The sequence below is a fragment of the Endozoicomonas sp. PH6C genome (assembly GCF_059322965.1).
Map to the genome: position 1 here is coordinate 198,059 of NZ_CP185342.1, position 17,859 is coordinate 215,917.

Sequence of the window (17,859 nt, forward strand, 5' to 3'; positions counted from 1 at the left end):
TTGGCCTCCTTATATCGGGAGGCTAATCATTTCAAATGGGGTTTTGATTCTGAAGGGCGTGGGTTTATTTGGCGTTTACGATTAAAACGCAGTGGCGGGGGCAGGTTCATATCATTATAAATCATTGGCGGGGTTCCCCATACCAGATGAATATTCGAAGACTCTGTTTGTTCACGGCGCCATAAGAGGGTTTCTGGAATAAGAGCTGCAAGCATCACCGGCGTGACTGTGCCAGCGGCAGCCTGATTGCCCTCATCTGCTGCAAGCGTTTGAGTGATGATCAGCTGTATCATATTTCCTTCCTGAATAGCCTGAAAAACAGCAGTAAGATCGAACATCAGTGAGGCGTTCTGAAACCCAGCAGTGAGCAGGTGAGTCATTCCCATATACGACAGGTTTGGCCATTGAGATGGGTCTATATTCGCGGCTCTTTCACGAGTCAGAACCTCTGCTCTTTCATGGATTATACTCCTTGCCATTATTGTCCGTTCGACTTTTGCACCACGCGCTGCCAGAAACATTTTTTTCAAGAACTCGATCTGCTTTTGCTTTTGCTCCACCATCTCAAATAGCTTTGGCAGACGTTCCTGATCCCCCTCATCCAACTTGAAATTTGCATGATCTAACCCGCTGAGATTGCCCATATCTACAAGATTAGAAGCAATTTGCTCAGCCACTGCCTTGGCAATTGCATCGCCATCTTTTTCTGTTTCTGCACGCTGGATAGCATCAATAACCCTACTTTGGACTTTAACCTGGACAATCAACGAATCACCATTTTCACCCTTCTCTACCGCCGAGAATCTATAGGGTATCGGATCAAACGCCTCGGGATCAGGTATCTCAGAGTTCGTTGCTCTGGTGGTGTTTTTAGCTGCAGAGCTTTTCATATCTTCATCAGCAGAGGATGACGGACCAGAAGGTGAAGTAGAGTTCCCGGAATCACAGGTTCGGCAGAAAAGCTCTTTGCCGCACCTCTCACAGGTACAGGGGGAAGCCAGCACTTGCGCGCTAAGTAACAAAACAAATAAAGAAAGCCATCTCGATTGATGAATAAAATAATGATGCATATCCCAACTCGCCCTTAATAAAAAAAACGAATATGAGCATAGACTAAAATTTTGCACTGCAAGCCAGGGCATTTCATAAAGAAAGGCAAGCTCAGCCCGAACCGATAATACGACAGCTCGCCCAGGATCAGAGGTTAGTATGCGGTCAAACCGCACTGTCAGACTCAGCAGAACAAACGTCTCCTGACTCCTGAGTCTGTAATGATTGCATAGTCTTGTTAGATCTTCGTTGAAAATGCGCTATCGGGAAGATTACGATTAATCGAATGTTCGATATTGGGGATTGATAATAGAGGATCTTCGTTATTCTGAATATACGTTTGAGGCGTCGTAAAAAAGTGTAAAGATAAATCAGCATTTTGCTCGTTTTCACTGACCACATTCATAATGGCTGTGAGTGCATCCATTAAATCATGTTGATTAAAACGCAGTGGCGGGGGCAAGTTCATATCATTATAAATCATTGGCGGGGTTCCCCATACCAGATGAATATTCGGAGACTCTGCTTGATCACGGCGCTGAGTGGGGCCTTCAATAAGAGCTGCAAGCATCACCGGCGTGACTGTGCCAGCGGCAGCCTGATTGCCCTCATCTGCAGCCGCCATTCGGGTAATGATCAGCTGTATCATATTTCCTTCCTGAATAGCTTGAAAAGCAGCAGTAAGATCGAACATCAGTGAGGCGTTCTGAAACTCAGCAGTGAGCAGGTGAGTCATTCCCATATACGACAGGTTTGGCCATTGAGATGGGTCTATATTCGCGGCTCTTTCACGAGTCAGAGCCTCTAATCTTTTATGGATTGTACTCCTTCGCATTATTGTCCGTTCGACTTCTGAACCACGCGCTGCCATAAACATTTTTTTCGAGAACTCGATCTGCTTTTGCTTTTGCCCCACCATCTCAAATAGCTTTGGCAGACGTTCCTGATCCCCCTCATCCAACTTAAAATTCACATGATCTATCTTGCTGTGATTGCCAATAGCTACAAGCTTAGAAGCAATTAGCTCAGCCAATGACTTGGTACATGCATCGCCTTCTTTCTCTACTGCTGCCCGCTCGATAGCATCAATAACACTCTCTCGGACTTTAACTTGAACAATCAACGAATCACCATTTTCACCTTTCTCTACCGACGAGAATCTGTAGGCTGGCAGATAAAACTCTTCGAGATCAGGTCTCTCAGAGTTCGTTGCTCCGCTGGTGTTTTTAGCTGCAGAGCTTTTCATATCTTTATAGTAAACGCCAAATAAACCCACGCCCTTCAGAATCAAAACCCCATTTGAAATGATTAGCCTCCCGATATAAGGAGGCCAATATGTCAAAGAAATTACCCGCAGACAGTGAATGGCTAGAGCGTGTTCAGTCGTGGCGGGATTCAGGTTTGACTCAGAGTGCGTGGTGCCAACAGCATGGTATAAGGGTATCCAAATTCGGATACTGGAAGCGTAAACTCGACACAACCCCCAGCGTAAAACCGACCCCGAACAACTCTGGCTTTGTCCAGGTAACACCCCAACCAGAACCTGGTGCGCCTTCTCGGATAACACCACTCTCCATCACCCTACCCAGTGGTGTAACAGTGTCCGGTATTGATGAAAGTAACCTGTCGCTTTGTGAGCAACTGGTGAGGGATATGCTATGAACACCCCGGTTATGCGACCGTCAGAGGTATTACCAAAGGTGTTTCTCTACCGGGAGCCGATTGACTTTCGCAAGTCATTTCGTGGGCTTGCTGTGTTGGTTGAACAAGAGCTGGGGCACAACCCCTTTGACGGCTATTTATATGCGTTTACCAACCGGCAGCGTAATAAAATCAAGTGCCTGTTCTGGGAAGATAATGGTTTTGTGCTTTATTACAAGAGCCTGTCTGAGGACAAATTCCACTGGCCCAAACCGGACGAAGAGCTGGTTACATTAACCGGGAAACAATTAAACTGGCTGCTGGACGGCTACAATCTCAATGCCATGCAACCCCATAAAAAAAGGCATTATGAGAGCTGTTTTTAGTCCTGTTTTTCAGGGTTTTATGGTAAAATAGCGACCATGAAATCGACCGCCGACACTCTGATTTTTCAGCCGAAATCCGCACTGGATTTGCCCTTTCATCAGGCTGAGACTAACCCTGAAATGGTCGCCTTGTTTGAGGCGATCCATTCGCAGGAAAGTGTCATTCTTGAAAAAGAAAATGCCCTTCTTGAAAAAGAAAATGCCCTTCTTGAAAAAGAAAATGCCCTTCTTGAAAAAGACGACATTATTCAAAAGAAGTCAGAGGTCATCGATTCTCAAAAAAAACGCATTGCGCAACTGGAAGAGTACCTGAGGCTCTCCCGATCCCGCCTGTACGGAAGAAGCACTGAAAAAAACAACAGCCAGGTCGACATTTTCAACGAGGTGGAGCTGGAAGGCTGCACCGGAGAGCAAGACGAAGCTGAAGGTCAGCCAGAGCAAGAGCCTCCAAAACCACGCAAAAAGAAAACAGGGCGCAAGTCATTTTCAGAGTCTCTGCCCAGAGTGCAGGAACGCTCTGAACTCAGTGAAGAAGAAAAAGCCGGAGCCATTGATACCTTCTTTGTCAAAGTCCGTGAAGAGCTTGATATCGTTCCGACCAAGGTTCAGGTGAAAGAAATTCTGCAAGAGAAAGCAGTCTTTCCAGAAGTCGATGAGCATGGACAGGAGAAGCGGGTCATTAAAGTTGCAGAGCTGCCAAAACACCCACTGCCCAAATCTTCACTCTCTGTTTGCACACTGGCCTGGATCATTGTCTCCAAGTACTGCGACGCACTGCCTTTGTACAGGCAAGAGAATATCCTCAAGCGATACGGTGGCTCTGTCACCCGGACGACGATGGCCAACTCTTTGATTCGGCTGTCTACAGAACTGCGGCCACTCATCAATTTGATGAGAGATCATCAAAAGACCGGTTCGGTGATCCATGCTGACGAAACCCGAATTCAGGTGATCAAGGAAACCAGCAAGTCCATCAACTCTGACAAATATATGTGGGTCAGCCTTGGTGGGCCACCCGGACAAACATCGGTGGTGTTTGAATACGATCCCTCAAGAGGCAAGGAGGTTCCCCTGCGTCTGTTCGAAGGGTTCAGCGGTTACCTGCAAACTGACGGGTATGCCAGTTACGACGCTGTATGCAAACAAGAAGGCATCACCCAGGCGGGTTGCTTCGACCACGTTCGCAGGAAATTTCTGGATGCCAGGAAGGGCGAAGCCAAACCGGGCAAAAAGGTGAAAAACACCCGCGTTAGCAAGGCGAATGTCGCTTTAGGCAAAATCGGTAAGCTTTACGCCATTGAGAAAGAAATAGGAGATCTTCCTCCATCAGAAAAAGCCATCCTGCGTCAGCAAAAGAGTAAGCCACTACTGGACGACTTTCATGTATGGCTGGAGAAAAACATAACCAGGCTAGACCCGGGCAGCCTGTCGCACCAAGCCATGAGCTATGCATTGAACCAATGGCCAAAACTGGTCGTTTACTGTGACAACGGCCACCTGGATATCAGTAATGCCGCAGCGGAAAACACCATCCGCCCCTTCGCTATTGGCCGCAAGAACTGGATGTTTGCAGACACGCCAAAAGGGGCGCAAGCCAGTGCCCTTTTATACAGCCTGATTGAAAGCGCAAAGGTGAATGGTCTGGAGCCTTTCAATTACCTGAACCATATTTTAAAAGAGCTGCCTTACGCCGATACCGTTGAGAAACTGGAACAGCTTCTCCCCTGGAATGTTAAGACAGGCAAAGAATAAGAAATCTTGGGGGCGGCAGCCAGTACGCTGGTTTATTTGGCGCTTACTCTTTATAAGCACAGGATGACGGACCAGAAGGTGTAGAAGTAGAGTTCCCGGAATCACAGGTTCGGCAGAAAAACTCTTTGCCGCACCTCTCACAGGTAAAAGGTGCAGCCAGCACCTGCGCGCTAAGTAACAAAACAAATAAAGAAAGCCATCTCGATTGATGAATAAAATAATGATGCATACACTAATTCGCCTTTAATAAAAAAACGAATTTGAGCATAGACTAAAATTTTGCACTGCAAGCCAGGGAATGTCTTAAAGAAAGGCAAGCTCAGCCCAAACCGATAATATGACAGCTCGCCCGGGATCAGAGATCAGTTTATGATGCGGTCAAACCGCACTGTCAGAATCAGCAGAACAAACATCTTCTGACTCCTGAGTCTGTGATGGTTGCAGTTATTGTCTTATTCCAGCGTCACAACTGATCAGTGGCAGATCCGCTATCGGGAAGATTACGATTGATCCAATCTTCGATATTGGAGGATGGCAGTAGAGGATCTTCGTCGGGCGGAATAGACGTTTGTGGGATCAAATGAAAGTGTAGAGATGCATCATTATTGTGCGAGTTTTCAGCAACTACCTCCATGGTGGCTGTGAGTACGCTCATTAGGTTTTGTTGATTTACACGCAGCGGCTGCTGGGTTCCGATGAACAGGTGCATATCTGTAGACTCTGCATCACCCTCCGTAGCAGGGTCTGGAATAATAGCTCCATGAATCTCCAGCAGCCTGGTTGTGGCGGCTGCGGCAACCTGATTGCCCGCATCTGCTTCCACCATTTGAGCAGAAATGCTCAGTTGTATCATATCTCCTCTCTGAATAACCTGAAAAACAGAAGCAGGATCCATCGCCAGTTGTGAATTCTGAAACCCGACACTGAGCAGATAAACCTTTTTCATATATGACATGTTCGACGATTTAAATCGGTTTTCTTTCGAGTGTCTCTTACGGATCAAAGCTCTTGCCTTTTCATGGATTGGCATCCTTTCTGTCTCTGTAGCTCCTGCACTAAGTTCTGCCTGATGCAGCCTTTGCATCATCTCCGGCTGTGCTTGCAGCGGAGCCCACGAGTCCATCAACTCTTTCCACAGCTCCCTGAACTCTAAAATGTTCGTCTTGTCCTGAGCAGGTATCTCATCGTTTGTTGCTTCGGTGGCCTTCTTTTCGGCGGCAGAGCTTTTCAAACCTTCATCAGAGAAGGATGGCGGATCATGGGGTGGAGAAGCAGACTTTCCGGAATCACAGGTTTGGCAGAACATTTGCCCATCTTTACCGGGCTCGCTCTCTTTGCCGCAAAGCTTACAGTGGGTAGCCGACACTTGCAGGCTAAATAACAAAACAGATAAAAAGAGCCATCGCGATTGATGAATAAAATCATGATGCATATCTCAATCCGCCTTTAATAGAAAAACGAATCTGAGCTTAGACTAAAAATTTTCCTTTACAGCCGGAAAATTTCTTAAAGAAAGGCTCGTCCCGTCCGGCCCGATGATTTGAGGGGCTCTTCCGGGAGCGGAGGTTAATTCATGATGTGGTCAAATCACGTCATCAGAACAAACGTCTTCTGATTCCTGAGTCTGTGATGATTGCACTTATTGTCTTCTCACAGCTTCGGTGACAATGCGCTATCAGGAAGATTACGATTAATCGAATGTTCGATATCGGGGATTGATGATAGAGGATCTTCGTTAATCTGAATATTGATTTGAGGGCTTAGAAAAAAGTATAAAGATAAATCGGCACCGTGCTCGTATTCACCAGCCACCTCCTTAGCGGCTATGAGTATGTTCATTAAATTTTGTTGATTAACATGCAGTGGCTGCTGGGTCCCGATTAACACGTGCATATCCATAGACACTGTATCATCGTCTGTAGCAGGAGCTGGCATAATTGCGCCAAGCATGAACAGCCTGGTTGTGCCTGCGGCAGCCTGATTACCCTCATCTGCTGCCACCCTTTGAGTAACGATAAGCTGTATCATATTTCCTTCCTGGATAGCCCGAAAAACAGAAGTAAGATCCATCATCAGCAGGTCATTCTGATACTTAATACTGAGCAGGAGAGTCATTCCCGCATCTGACAGGTCTGGCCATTGAGATGGGGCTATTTTCGTGGCTCTCTCGCGAGTCAAAGCTATTGCCTTTTCATGGATTGGCATCTTTTCTTTCTCTACAGCGCCTGAACCAAGCGCTGCCTGATGCAGTTTTTGCATCATCTCCTGCTGCTCTTGCAGCTGATCCCGCACCTCCATCTGCTTGAAGTCACGTATAAAAAATGCCAGGGAGTTATGCAGTTCTTGATGATCCTGCATCTCTAACTGCTTTTGAAAGTGACGTATAAAAAATGCCAGGGACTTATGCAGATGTTGATGATCTCGCCTCTCCTTTTTCTGATGACAGTGATGCTCCTCCTTGAAACTGATGTCCAGCTGATTCACCTTCAGGTTTCTGGCAATCTTTGCCATATTCTGAGCAAGTACTTTAGCAAGTGACTTGGCATATGCATTGCCATCTTTTCGCTCAAAAGCATCTACAGTCCTGTCACTGACTTCAACTTGAACATTCAACAGATCTTCATTTTCATCACTCATTACCCAGATCCCGAAGGGTGACGAATCTGACTCTGAGTGATCAGATAACTCATCGTCCGTCGCCTCAGTGGCATTCATTCTGGCTGCGGATCTTTTCAAACCTTTATCAATAGTGGATGACGGACTGGGAGGTGGAGAAGTAAGTTTCCCGGAATCACAGGTTCGGCAGAACATTTGCCCATCCTTACCGGGTTCACTCTCTTTGCCGCAATTCCTGCAGGGGGTAGCCAGCACTTGCAGGCTAAATAATAAAACAGATAAAAAGAGCCATCTCGATTGATGAATAAAATAAGGATGCATATCTCAATCAGCCCTTAATAAGAAACGAATGTGAGCATAGACTAAGTACTCAACCATACGAAATCATATTTTCTGACTTATAGTTCAGTCACTCTGACTGCGTTACAACTCTGGCCACATAGCTTGCTATGTTCCCGTCGTTGCGCCTTGCAGAGCACCTGCCCAATAAGCCAGAAATATTCGATTCCGTATAGCTGAGTACTTAAAATTTTGTTTTTCCAGCCAGAAAACTTCTTAAAGAAAGGCCAGTCCGGCCCAACCATCCCGTCAGCATAGAACAGAGTCATCAGAACAAACGTCTTCTGACTCCTGAGTCTGTGATGATTGCACTGATAGTCTTGTTACAGCTTCGGTGACAATGCGCTATCGGGAAGATTACGATTAATCGAATGTTCGATATCGGGGATTGATAATAGAAGATCTTCGTTATCCTGAATATACGCTTGGGGGGGCAGAAAAAAGTGTAAGGATAAATTGTGCTCGTTTTCAGCGAGTATCTTCATAATGGCTGTAAGTGTGTTTATTAAATTATCTTGATTAACATGCAGTGGAAGGGTTCCCAATAACAGATGCATATTTATAGGCACTGTTTGAGCGTTCATAATAGGGTTTGGAATAATAGCGCCATGTATCAAAGGCCTCACTGTGCCTGCTTCAGCCTGATTACCTTCATCTGCTACCGCCGTTTGAGTAACGATCAGCTGTACCATATTTCCTTGCTGAATAGCGTTAAAAACAGAAGTAAGATCGATCGTCAGTGGTGAATTCTGAAACTCAGCACTGAGCAGGTGAGCCATTCCCATATCTGACAAGTCCGGCCATTGAGATGGGTCTATTTCCGCAGCTATTTTACGACTCAGAGATTCTGCCTTTTCATGGATTGGTGTCTTTATTAGTCTCACTGAAACAGTATCTTCACTAAGCAACGCCTGATGCAGTTTTAACAAGAACTTCAACTGCGTTTGCCTCAGCTTCAACCTCCCCAGTTGCTTTTGCCCTTGCCCCGCTACCTCCAATAGCTTTTGTACTTGCTCCACTATTCCCAACAGGTTTTGCAGGCGGTCCCTATCCTCCCGCTTATCCAATAGCGTTGGGGAGCCTCCCTCTTCCCGCTCAACTTTCAGAACATCCAACTTAATGAGATCGTAAAGATCTGTGAGATTCAGAGCAATTAGATCTGCCAATGTGGCATACACATCGTAATCGTCATCTTCCCGCTCAAATTTCAGAATATCCAACTTAATGAGATCGTAAAGATTTATGAGATCCAGAGCAATTAGCTCAGCTAATGTGGCATGCAAATCGCTATCTTCCCGCTCAGCGGCATAAACAAGCATGCTACCGATTTGAACTCGGGCAATTAACTCATCATTGTCGTCCTTCTCTAAGAACAGGAAATTATAGTTTACCGGATATAACTCGGGAGCAGGTATCTCAGAGTTCGTTGCTCCGCTGGTATTTTGAGCTGCAGAGCTTTTCAGACCTTCATCAGCGGAGGATGACGGATCAGGTGGTGGAAAAGCAGACTTCCAGGAATCACAGGTTTGGCAGAACATTTGCCCATCCTTACCGGGCTCACTTTCTTTGCCGCAATTCCTGCAGGGGGTAGCCAGCACTTGCAGGCTAAATAATAAAACAGATAAAAAGAGCCATCTCGATTGATGAATAAAATAAGGATGCATATCCCAATCAGTCCTTAATAAGAAACGAATGTGAGCATAGACTAAAATTTCGCCTTTCCAGCCAGAAAATCGCTTAAAGAAAGGCCAGTCCCGCCCAACCATCCCGTCAGTATAGGACAGAGTCATCAGAACAAACGTCTTCTGACTCCTAAATGTGTGATGATGGCAGTTATTGTCTTATTCCGACGTCAAAAGGCCTTACTTAGTGGCAAATCCGCTAACAGGAAAATTAGGATTAATAGAATTCTCAATATTGGGGATTGATGACAGTGGATCTCCGTTATCCTGAATGTTGATTTGAGGGCTAAGAAAAAAGTGTAAAGATAAATCAGCATTGTGCTCGTGTTCACTGACTACATTCATAACGGCTGTGAGTGCGTTCATTAAATTATCTTGATTAACATGCAGTGGCGGGCTTCCCAATAACAGATGCATATCTGCAGACTTTGTTTGACCTGCCATAAAAGGGTTTGGAATAATAGCGGCGAATATCAGAGGCGTAACTGTGCCTTCGGCAGTCTTATTGCCCTCATCTGCTACCGCCATTCGAGTAATGATCAGCTGTATCATGTTTCCTTGCTGAATAGCTTGAAAAACAGAAGTAAGATCCATCATCAGTGGGGAATTCTGAAACTCAGCAGTGAGCAAGTGGACCATTCCCATATCTGACAGGTCCGGCCATTGAGATGGGTCTATTTTCGCGGCTCTTTCACTAGTCAGATCTTCTACCCTTTCATGGATTGGCATCTTTACTATTTTTGTTCCTTCAGCAGCTCCTGCACTGAGCACTGCCTGGTGAATTTTTTGCGAGAACTTCAACTGCTTTTGCTTTTGCTCCACCATCTCCGATAGCTGTTGCAGTCGATACCCCTCCATAAACTTGATTTTCAGATGATCCACCTTCATAAGGCCAGCAAGATTTATCAGCCTTTGAGCAATATACTCAGCCAGTGCATCGCCATTTCCACGCTCAAAAGCATCGATAGCCAAGCCACTCAATCGAGCTTGAGCAACAAGCACATCATCATTTTCATCTGCGTCAAACGACAAGATCCTGAAAGGGAACACATAAAACTTGGGAAAAGGATTCTCAGAGTTCGTTGCTCCGGTGGCGTTTTTAGCTGCAGAGCTTTTCAAACTTTGATCAGCGGAGGACGACGGATCAAGAGGCGGAGAAGCAGACTTGCCGGAATCACAGGTTCGACAGAACATTTGTTCGTCCTTCCCGTGCTCAATTTCTTTGCCGCAATTTTTACAGGGTGTAGCCAGCACTTGCAGGCTGGATAACAAAACGAATAAAGAAAGCCATCTCGATTGATGAATAAAATAATAATGCATATCTCAATTCGCTCTTAATGAAAGACCGAACTTGAGCTTAGATTAAAATTTTGCACTGCCAGCCAAAAAGTCTCCTCCAATATGAAATGAGCTTGGAGGTGAACCCGGTTTCCAATTTGAAAAAGCAGGAAACTTCCGCAGAAACCATTACCGGCGAACGGCGAAAAAAAATTGCTTTGAAGACTCTGTAACTGACCAGAGGTTGCGCGTCAGTCTGGCAGACGGTTTAATCGCTGTCAGCGTAGAGAAGAGTCAGCAGAACAAACGTCTTTTGACTTCTAAGTGTCTGATGATTGCCGTTATTGTCTTATTCCGACGTCAAAAGGCTTTACTTGGTGGTAAATCCGCTAACGGGAAGATTAGGATTAATCGAATTCTCGATGTTGGGGATTGATGATAGAGGATCTTCGTTAACCTGAATATTGATTTGAGGGCTCTGAAAAAAGTGTAAAGATAAATCAGCATTTTGCTCGTTTTGACCCGCTATCTCTATTGTGGCTACGAGTACGTTCATTAAATTTTGTTGATTAACAAGCAGTGGCTGCTGGGTTCCGATTAACAGGTGCATATCCGCAGACTCTGTATCAACGTTCATAGCAGGGTCGGGAATAATAGCGCCAAGCATCAACCAGGTAGGTATGACTGCGGCAGCCTGATTGCCCTCATCTGCTGCCACGTTTTGAGTAATAATCAGCTGTATCATATTTCCTTCCTGAATAGCCTGAAAAACAGAACTGAGATCCATCATCAGTTGGTCGTTCTGAAACTCAGTACTAAGCAAGAGAGTCAATCCCATAGCTGACAGGTCAGGCCATTGAGGTGGTTCTATTTTCATGACGCTCTCACGAGTCAAAGCTCTTGCCTTTTCATGGATTGGTCTCTTTTCTGTCTCTGCAGCTCCTGCACCAAGCGCTGCCTGATGCAGCTTTTGCATCATCCCTGTTTGCTCTTCCTCACCCCGACGCTTCATTTGCTTTTCACATTGATAGATAAAATATGCCAGGGACTTATGCCAGTGTCGATGATCCCACTGCTCCTTTCTCTTATGACCGTGATGCTCATCCTCGAAACTCATGTCCAGTTGATCCACCTTCATGTTTCTGGCAATCTTGTCCATAATCATAGCGAGCAACTTGGCAAGAGCCTTAGTATATGCTTTGCCATCTTTCCGCTCAAAAGCGTCCATAGTCTTATCAGTGACTTGAACTCGAGCCATCAACACGTCTTCATTTTCATCTTTCGCTAACAAGATCCTGAAGGGTAACGGATCTAAACATGAGGGGGCAGGTATCTCATCGTTCGTTGTCATGGTGGCGCTCTTTTTAGCTGCGGAGCGTTTCAAACGTTTATTAGTGTGGGATGACCGACTGAGGGCTGGATAAGTAAGTTTTCCGGAATCACAGGTTTGGCAAAACATTTGCCCATCCTTACCGGGCTCGCTTTCTTCGCCACAATTTTTACAGGGGTTAGCCAGCACTTGTATGCTAAATAACAAAATAAATGAAAGAAGCCATCTCAATTGATGAATAAAATAAGGATGCACATCTAAATCCTTCCTTAATAAAGAAACGAATGTGAGCATAGACTAAAATTTTGAACTGCCAGCCCGAAAATTTGTTCAAATAAAGTTGAGTCCCGTCCGACCCGATGATGTGAGGGACTCTTCTAAAGGCCTTGCTTGGTGGCAAATCCGCTAACGGGAAGATTAGGATTAATCGAATTCTCGATATTGGGGATTGATGATAGAGGATCTTCGTTATCCTGAATATTCATTTGAGGGCTCTGAAAAAAGTGTAAAGATAAATCAGCATTGTGCTCGTTTTGACCCACTATCTCTATTGTAGCTATGAGTACGTTCATTAAATTTTGTTGATTAACATGCAGTGGCTGCTGGGTTCCGATTAACAGGTGCATGTCCGCAGACTCTGTATCACCGTTCATAGCAGGGTCGGGAATAATAGCACCAAGCATCAACCAGGTAGGTATGCCTGCGGCAGCCTGATTACCGCCATCTGCTGCCACCGTTAGAGTAATAATCAGCTGTATCATATTTCCTTCCTGAATAGCCTGAAAAACAGAAGTAAGATCCATCATCAGTTGCTCGTTCTGAAATTCAGTACTGAGCAGGAGAGTCATTCCCATACCTGACAGGTCAGGCCATTCAGGTGGTTCTATTTTCGTGGCGCTCTCACGAGTCAAAGCTCTTGCCTTTTCATGGATTGGCCTCTTTTCTGTTTCTGCAGCTCCTGCACCAAGCGCTGCCTGATGCATTTTTTGCATCATCCCCGTTTGCTCTTCCTTAAACCGCCCCCTCATTTGCTTATGAACGTGACGGATGAAAAATACCAGACAATCATGCCGGTGTTGATAATCCGGCCCCTCCTTTTTCTTACGACTGTGATGCTCTTCCTGGAAAGTCATTTCCAGTTCATTCAGATTCATTTTCCCGGCAATCTTTGTCAGATACCGAGCAAGCAATTTGGAAAGTGTTGTATATGCATTGTCATCTTTGTGATCAAAAGCATCGAAAGTCTCGTCGCTGAGTTGAATCCGGGCATTCAACACATCTTCATTTTCATCATTCATCAACAAAATCCTGAAGGGTGATGACGGACTGGGAGGAGGAGCAGTAAGTTTTCCGGAGTCACAGGTTTGGCACAACATTTGCCCTTCCTTACCGGGCTCGCTCTCTTTGCCGCAATTTTTACAGGGTGCAGCCAGCACTTGCAGGCTAAATAACAAAACCAATGAAAGAAGCCATCTCGATTGATGAATAAAATAACGACACATGTCTGAATCCGTCTTTAATAAAAAAACGAATGTGAGCATAGACTAAAAATTTCAACTGTCAGCCCGGAAATTTGTTCAAATAAAGTTAAGTCCCGCCCAACCCGATGATATGAAGAGCTCGTCCAGGATCGGAGTTTGCCGACGTCAGCTTTTTCCCAGGCCTGCTGGCAGACGATCGGGCGATTCAATTTTACTCCAGGAGTGGCTGGAGACCAGTCCAGACATTTTCGAGCAGTTTTGGCTGTGCTTCGGCAGTTGGGTGAATGCCATCGGGCTGATTCAAGTCACTGTTACCCGCTACTCCTGCCAGAAAGAAAGGCACAACAGTCAGATTATAGGTTTTGCCCAGTTCCTGAAAAATATTTGTAAATTTACGGGTGTAGAGCGGACCATAATTGGGAGGGATCTGCATCTCAAACAGAACTGTTCTGACTTTGTTGGCCTGAGCCATTGCAATCATTTTTTCGAGATTCTGTTTCGTACTCTTTAGAGAAGTACCCCGCAGTCCGTCGTTTGCCCCTAATTCCAATAGCATGAGGTCAGGCTTATATTTATCCAGTGTCGTTTTTAGTCGGCTCAAGCCTCCTGCTGTTGTCTCACCACTGATACTGACATTGACCACTTTCCAGTTGGGGTTGGTTTGTTGCATTTTTTGCTGTAATAAATAAACCCAGCCTTGATTAATTTCAATACCGTAAGCCGCACTGAGACTGTCGCCGTAGACCAGCAGGGTTTTCTCAGCAGCAGCCGCTGCACCAGAGCCTAGTGCGAAACATCCGATAAGCAACCATGAACGTATTAAAAAGCATAAGCGAAGAAAACTATTTTGTGTCATCTTCGAATATGAACGCGGGCAACGAAAACTATTTTTCACGGAACACAACCGCCCAATAACAATTAATTTAAACATCGGCAAACAACTGCGTATGACCATTAGCACAGAATCCTTCATTGCCGTTTCGGCACAATCCCTGAGTAAAACAGTGACAGCCCAGAGTGGTTCGCTCACCATCTTGTCCGGACTCGATCTCAAGATCAAGTCCGGAGAGTCTGTCGCCATCATCGGGACTTCAGGGTCCGGAAAATCCACTCTGTTGGGCATTCTTGCCGGTCTTGATCTGCCTACTGAAGGCGAGGTGGCTCTGGCTGGTAACCGGATTGATCATCTCGATGAAGACGGCAGAGCCCGGGTCAGGGCCGATCATACCGGTTTTGTTTTTCAGTCTTTCCATCTTCTGCCTAATCTGACGGCTCTGGAAAACGTCATGTTACCCCTGGAACTGGCAGGAAAAGAGAACGCAGAGGCAGATGCCAGAACGTTACTCGACAGGGTGGGTTTATCTGAAAGGCTGAGCCACTACCCAAAACAGCTATCCGGCGGAGAGCAGCAGCGGGTTGCCATTGCCAGAGCTTTTGCCGGGCAGCCGGAGATATTGTTTGCTGACGAACCGACGGGCAACTTGGATGAGAAAACCGGGGAAAGCATTATCGACTTGCTCTTCGAGGTGAACCGTGAGAACAAAACGACACTGGTTCTGGTGACTCACGATTTGCAGTTGGCCCACCGCTGTCAACGAGTTTTAAAGTTGACCCGGGGGCATCTGGAAGAAGAGATAGCCAAAGCGAAGGCTGAAGAAAAGCAAGTTGAACATCCCGGAGCACTGAAATGAGTCAAAGTCTTTTGCTTTCGTGGCGTTTTCTGCTGAGGGACTGGCGATCCGGTGAACTCTGGCTGTTGATGTTATCCCTTCTGATGGCCGTGAGCGTCAGCACCTCTATTGCGATTTTCAGTGACAGGCTTCAGCTTTCATTGGGTCGACAGGTAGCCGAAGTGATGGGTGCGGATCTGGTCATCAGCAGTTCCAAAAAGCTGTCTGAACAGGTCAGTCAGGCCATAGAGAACGAACCTGTTGAACAAGCCACTGTTCTGGAATTTCCGTCGGTGGTTATGGCTGGAGACCAGATGCAGCTGGTGTCAGCAAAAGCAGTCACCCTTAATTATCCTCTGCGTGGACACATGCGAACGGCTGATCAGCCTTTTGTAGCGGATGAAGTGACTGAGGATACGCCCGGAGAAGGAGAAGTCTGGTTGGAACCCAGACTGTTTCCACTATTGGAAGTGGAAGTGGGCGACACCCTTCTGCTAGGGGAAGCAGAGTTCAAAGTCGCGCGAGCGATCACTCTGGAAACCGATCGTGGCAGTGGCTTTTACAGTCTGTCACCCCGTCTGATGTTTAACATTAACGATCTGGATGCGACTGGAATTATCCAGCCGGGAAGTCGGGTTCACTGGAAAACATTGATTGCAGGTGAAGCAGAACAGCTGGCCATATTTAAAAGTAAGGTTGAGCCCCTTTTATCCGACAGCGAAAAACTGAATCTGGCAGAAGACGATCGTGAAGACCTGCGCGGTTCTGTCGTCCTGTTAAAGCAGTTTCTGGGACTGGGCAGTATTGCGGCCATGCTTCTGGCCGGTATTGCGGTTGCTATGTCCAGCCGTCGATTTGCTGAACGACGCTTTGATGGTATCGCAGTGATGCGGTGCATGGGCGCACAGCAGAATCAGCTTATGCAGATTTTTGTCGGAGAACTGCTCTGGATGGCTGTTCTGGTTTCAATACCCGGTGTCATCATTGGCTGGCTGCTACAGGCTGGGGTGGTCAAACTGCTGGCGAATGTTTTGCCCCCATGGCTCCCTGAGGCCGGTCCTGTGCCCATGATAGTGGGTGGTTTGACCGGCATTATTACACTGGTCGGATTTGGCCTGGCGCCATTACTGAGACTGAGGGACGTTACGCCACTGAGGGTACTCAGGCGTGAGCTGACACCAGCCGCCGCAAGCGTCTGGTCGGTGTATGGGTTGTCTCTGATTACCATGCTGATGCTGCTCTGGTATCACACAGGCCAGTTGTTGATGACAGTGGGAATGATTCTTGGAGTCAGCGCCGTCATATTACTCATCACGCTGGCGATCAAAGCCGGACTAACAAGCGTTCATCGTCGCTTGTCTGGGCAACCCGTACCCATGCCCTGGCGGCTTGGTCTGAAACGTCTGCTTCAGGAACAGGGACAAACGTCTGCCCAGTTAACAGCTTTCACCCTGACGTTCATGGCTATGGCTCTGGTGCTTTTGGTAAGAACGGATTTGCTGGAACGCTGGCAACAACAATTACCTGAGAAAACCCCCAACTACTTTGCGATCAATATTCAGCCAGCAGAAGTGAAATCCTTTCAGAACTTCTTGCAGAGCAATGATATAAACGGAACCACTCTCTATCCTATGGTTCGGGGTCGACTGATTGAAATCAATGGACTCTCGGCCAAAGAGGCTGTTTCAGAAGAGCAGAGGAATCATAACTCCCTGCATCGTGAGCTGAACATGACCTGGTCAGACCAGCCCTCATCTGAAGTCGAGGTAGTGGCAGGGGAGTGGTGGCAACCGGGTGATACCGGTGAGATTTCCATTGAGAGGTCTATTGTTGAGCATCTGGGGGTTGGGTTGGGTGATGAACTGACGTTTATGATTGCAGGTACTAAAGTGACTGCCAAAGTCACCAGTGTCAGGGAAGTTCAGTGGGAGTCTTTCCAACCCAACTTTTACATGATTTTGCCAGAAGCCGCGCTGAAAGGTTTGCCAGCGACCTGGCTGAGCAGTTTTTATCTGCCACAGCAGGATCGGCTGGTGTTGAATGAACTGGTTCGACAGTTTCCAACCATCAGTCTGCTGGATATGGACGCTGTTATCAGTCAGGTGCAGGTGATGCTTGAGCAATCCATTCTTGCGGTGGAAGCCATGCTTCTGGCGCTATTACTGGCGGGTTTACTGGTTCTGGCATCGGCCATAGAAGCCAGTCTTGATACCCGACTGCGTGAAGGGGCTCTGATTCGATCTCTGGGTGGCAGCAGAAAGCAACTTGTGATCATGCAGGTAGGCGAGTTTTTCATTCTGGGGGCATTCTCCGGCATGATGGCTGTGGTGGGCACAGAAATCTGTAGCGGGTGGTTGAATGTGCAGGTCTTTGAGCTATCCTGGCAGCCAGCTATCTGGCTCTGGTTTACGCTTCCCATTGTCAGTGCCTTGCTGATTGGCCTATCGGGCTGGCTTGGCATCAGACGTGTGCTAAGGCAGTCGCCTGGCGTTGTTCTCAAGTAGTTTTATGTTGCAAAACTTCAACAGCTCGTTCCCACGGCGAAGAGAGTTTCGCGACACCCTCAGAGCGTGAGAACGAGTTGTTAGAGTTTTGCGACACCCACTGGTTGGCAGGGAGTGATTCATTGATGAG

The 17,859-nt window shown here is 46.7% G+C and carries 14 protein-coding genes; 5 read left to right on the forward strand and 9 right to left on the reverse strand.

Annotated elements, in window-relative coordinates; translation table 11 throughout:
* Window positions 1-26 precede the first annotated feature (26 nt).
* Together ACOMG9_RS00770 and ACOMG9_RS00775 are read right to left on the reverse strand one after the other, a co-directional pair.
* Entirely contained in the window at window positions 27-1,070 is a 1,044-nt protein-coding gene (locus tag ACOMG9_RS00770; RefSeq protein ID WP_494529646.1) for a hypothetical protein, read from the reverse strand.
* 218 nt (window positions 1,071-1,288) lie between these two features.
* Window positions 1,289-2,392: a hypothetical protein gene (locus ACOMG9_RS00775; protein ID WP_494529647.1), complete on the reverse strand. Its 1,104-nt coding sequence runs from the start codon at window positions 2,390-2,392 to the stop codon at window positions 1,289-1,291.
* On the opposite strand from ACOMG9_RS00775, the gene tnpA reads away from it, so the two are divergent.
* The 3 genes from tnpA to tnpC are packed head-to-tail and all read left to right on the forward strand — an operon-like array spanning window position 2,386 to window position 4,829.
* The gene (tnpA, locus tag ACOMG9_RS00780) at window positions 2,386-2,712 is read left to right on the forward strand and encodes an IS66 family insertion sequence element accessory protein TnpA (protein ID WP_448215653.1); all 327 of its coding nucleotides are present in this window, start codon (window positions 2,386-2,388) and stop codon (window positions 2,710-2,712) included. The genes ACOMG9_RS00775 and tnpA overlap by 7 nt on opposite strands.
* Entirely contained in the window at window positions 2,709-3,077 is a 369-nt protein-coding gene (gene tnpB / locus ACOMG9_RS00785) for an IS66 family insertion sequence element accessory protein TnpB (protein WP_448215654.1), read from the forward strand. Before tnpA ends, tnpB begins: the two co-directional genes overlap by 4 nt.
* Window positions 3,078-3,113: 36 nt before the next feature.
* Window positions 3,114-4,829 carry an IS66 family transposase gene (gene tnpC, locus ACOMG9_RS00790; RefSeq protein WP_448215655.1) on the forward strand — a complete coding sequence of 572 codons (1,716 nt, stop codon included), beginning with the start codon at window positions 3,114-3,116 and terminating at the stop codon, window positions 4,827-4,829.
* 463 nt (window positions 4,830-5,292) lie between these two features.
* Here tnpC and ACOMG9_RS00795 read toward each other — a convergent pair whose 3' ends face one another.
* From ACOMG9_RS00795 to ACOMG9_RS00825, 7 genes are all read right to left on the reverse strand, one after another.
* Window positions 5,293-6,060: a hypothetical protein gene (locus tag ACOMG9_RS00795; RefSeq protein ID WP_448215388.1), complete on the reverse strand. Its 768-nt coding sequence runs from the start codon at window positions 6,058-6,060 to the stop codon at window positions 5,293-5,295.
* A gap of 419 nt (window positions 6,061-6,479) precedes the next feature.
* The gene (locus tag ACOMG9_RS00800; protein WP_494529648.1) at window positions 6,480-7,640 is read right to left on the reverse strand and encodes a hypothetical protein; all 1,161 of its coding nucleotides are present in this window, start codon (window positions 7,638-7,640) and stop codon (window positions 6,480-6,482) included.
* 467 nt (window positions 7,641-8,107) lie between these two features.
* Window positions 8,108-9,574 carry a hypothetical protein gene (locus ACOMG9_RS00805; RefSeq protein WP_448215390.1) on the reverse strand — a complete coding sequence of 489 codons (1,467 nt, stop codon included), beginning with the start codon at window positions 9,572-9,574 and terminating at the stop codon, window positions 8,108-8,110.
* 72 nt (window positions 9,575-9,646) lie between these two features.
* A complete protein-coding gene (locus tag ACOMG9_RS00810) occupies window positions 9,647-10,585 on the reverse strand; it encodes a hypothetical protein (RefSeq protein WP_494529649.1) in 939 nt (312 codons plus the stop codon).
* A 529-nt stretch (window positions 10,586-11,114) separates the two neighbouring features.
* The gene (locus tag ACOMG9_RS00815; protein WP_448215392.1) at window positions 11,115-12,329 is read right to left on the reverse strand and encodes a hypothetical protein; all 1,215 of its coding nucleotides are present in this window, start codon (window positions 12,327-12,329) and stop codon (window positions 11,115-11,117) included.
* A gap of 122 nt (window positions 12,330-12,451) precedes the next feature.
* Window positions 12,452-13,576, reverse strand: a complete 1,125-nt coding sequence (locus tag ACOMG9_RS00820; RefSeq protein ID WP_448215393.1) for a hypothetical protein — start codon at window positions 13,574-13,576, stop codon at window positions 12,452-12,454.
* A gap of 190 nt (window positions 13,577-13,766) precedes the next feature.
* Window positions 13,767-14,528: an arylesterase gene (locus ACOMG9_RS00825; RefSeq protein WP_494529650.1), complete on the reverse strand. Its 762-nt coding sequence runs from the start codon at window positions 14,526-14,528 to the stop codon at window positions 13,767-13,769.
* Between ACOMG9_RS00825 and ACOMG9_RS00830 the strand changes: the two genes are divergently transcribed.
* Both ACOMG9_RS00830 and ACOMG9_RS00835 read left to right on the forward strand, forming a co-directional pair.
* Window positions 14,503-15,246: an ABC transporter ATP-binding protein gene (locus ACOMG9_RS00830; RefSeq protein WP_448215395.1), complete on the forward strand. Its 744-nt coding sequence runs from the start codon at window positions 14,503-14,505 to the stop codon at window positions 15,244-15,246. The two genes, ACOMG9_RS00825 and ACOMG9_RS00830, sit on opposite strands and share 26 nt — an antisense overlap.
* Window positions 15,243-17,729 (forward strand): ABC transporter permease, encoded by a 2,487-nt coding sequence (locus tag ACOMG9_RS00835; protein ID WP_448215396.1) that lies wholly within the window; start codon window positions 15,243-15,245, stop codon window positions 17,727-17,729. The genes ACOMG9_RS00830 and ACOMG9_RS00835 overlap by 4 nt, the downstream gene beginning before the upstream one ends.
* The last annotated feature ends 130 nt before the right edge of the window (window positions 17,730-17,859 follow it).

Bases quoted from the DNA above. Each gene is read 5' to 3' on its own strand.
- ACOMG9_RS00770 (WP_494529646.1), bottom strand. From the start codon at position 1,070: ATGCATCATTATTTTATTCATCAATCGAGATGGCTTTCTTTATTTGTT.
- tnpA (WP_448215653.1), top strand. From the start codon at position 2,386: ATGTCAAAGAAATTACCCGCAGACAGTGAATGGCTAGAGCGTGTTCAG.
- tnpB (WP_448215654.1), top strand. From the start codon at position 2,709: ATGAACACCCCGGTTATGCGACCGTCAGAGGTATTACCAAAGGTGTTT.
- tnpC (WP_448215655.1), top strand. From the start codon at position 3,114: ATGAAATCGACCGCCGACACTCTGATTTTTCAGCCGAAATCCGCACTG.
- ACOMG9_RS00800 (WP_494529648.1), bottom strand. From the start codon at position 7,640: ATGTTCTGCCGAACCTGTGATTCCGGGAAACTTACTTCTCCACCTCCC.
- ACOMG9_RS00805 (WP_448215390.1), bottom strand. From the start codon at position 9,574: ATGACTCTGTCCTATACTGACGGGATGGTTGGGCGGGACTGGCCTTTC.
- ACOMG9_RS00820 (WP_448215393.1), bottom strand. From the start codon at position 13,576: ATGTGTCGTTATTTTATTCATCAATCGAGATGGCTTCTTTCATTGGTT.
- ACOMG9_RS00830 (WP_448215395.1), top strand. From the start codon at position 14,503: ATGACCATTAGCACAGAATCCTTCATTGCCGTTTCGGCACAATCCCTG.
- ACOMG9_RS00825 (WP_494529650.1), bottom strand. From the start codon at position 14,528: ATGAAGGATTCTGTGCTAATGGTCATACGCAGTTGTTTGCCGATGTTT.
- ACOMG9_RS00835 (WP_448215396.1), top strand. From the start codon at position 15,243: ATGAGTCAAAGTCTTTTGCTTTCGTGGCGTTTTCTGCTGAGGGACTGG.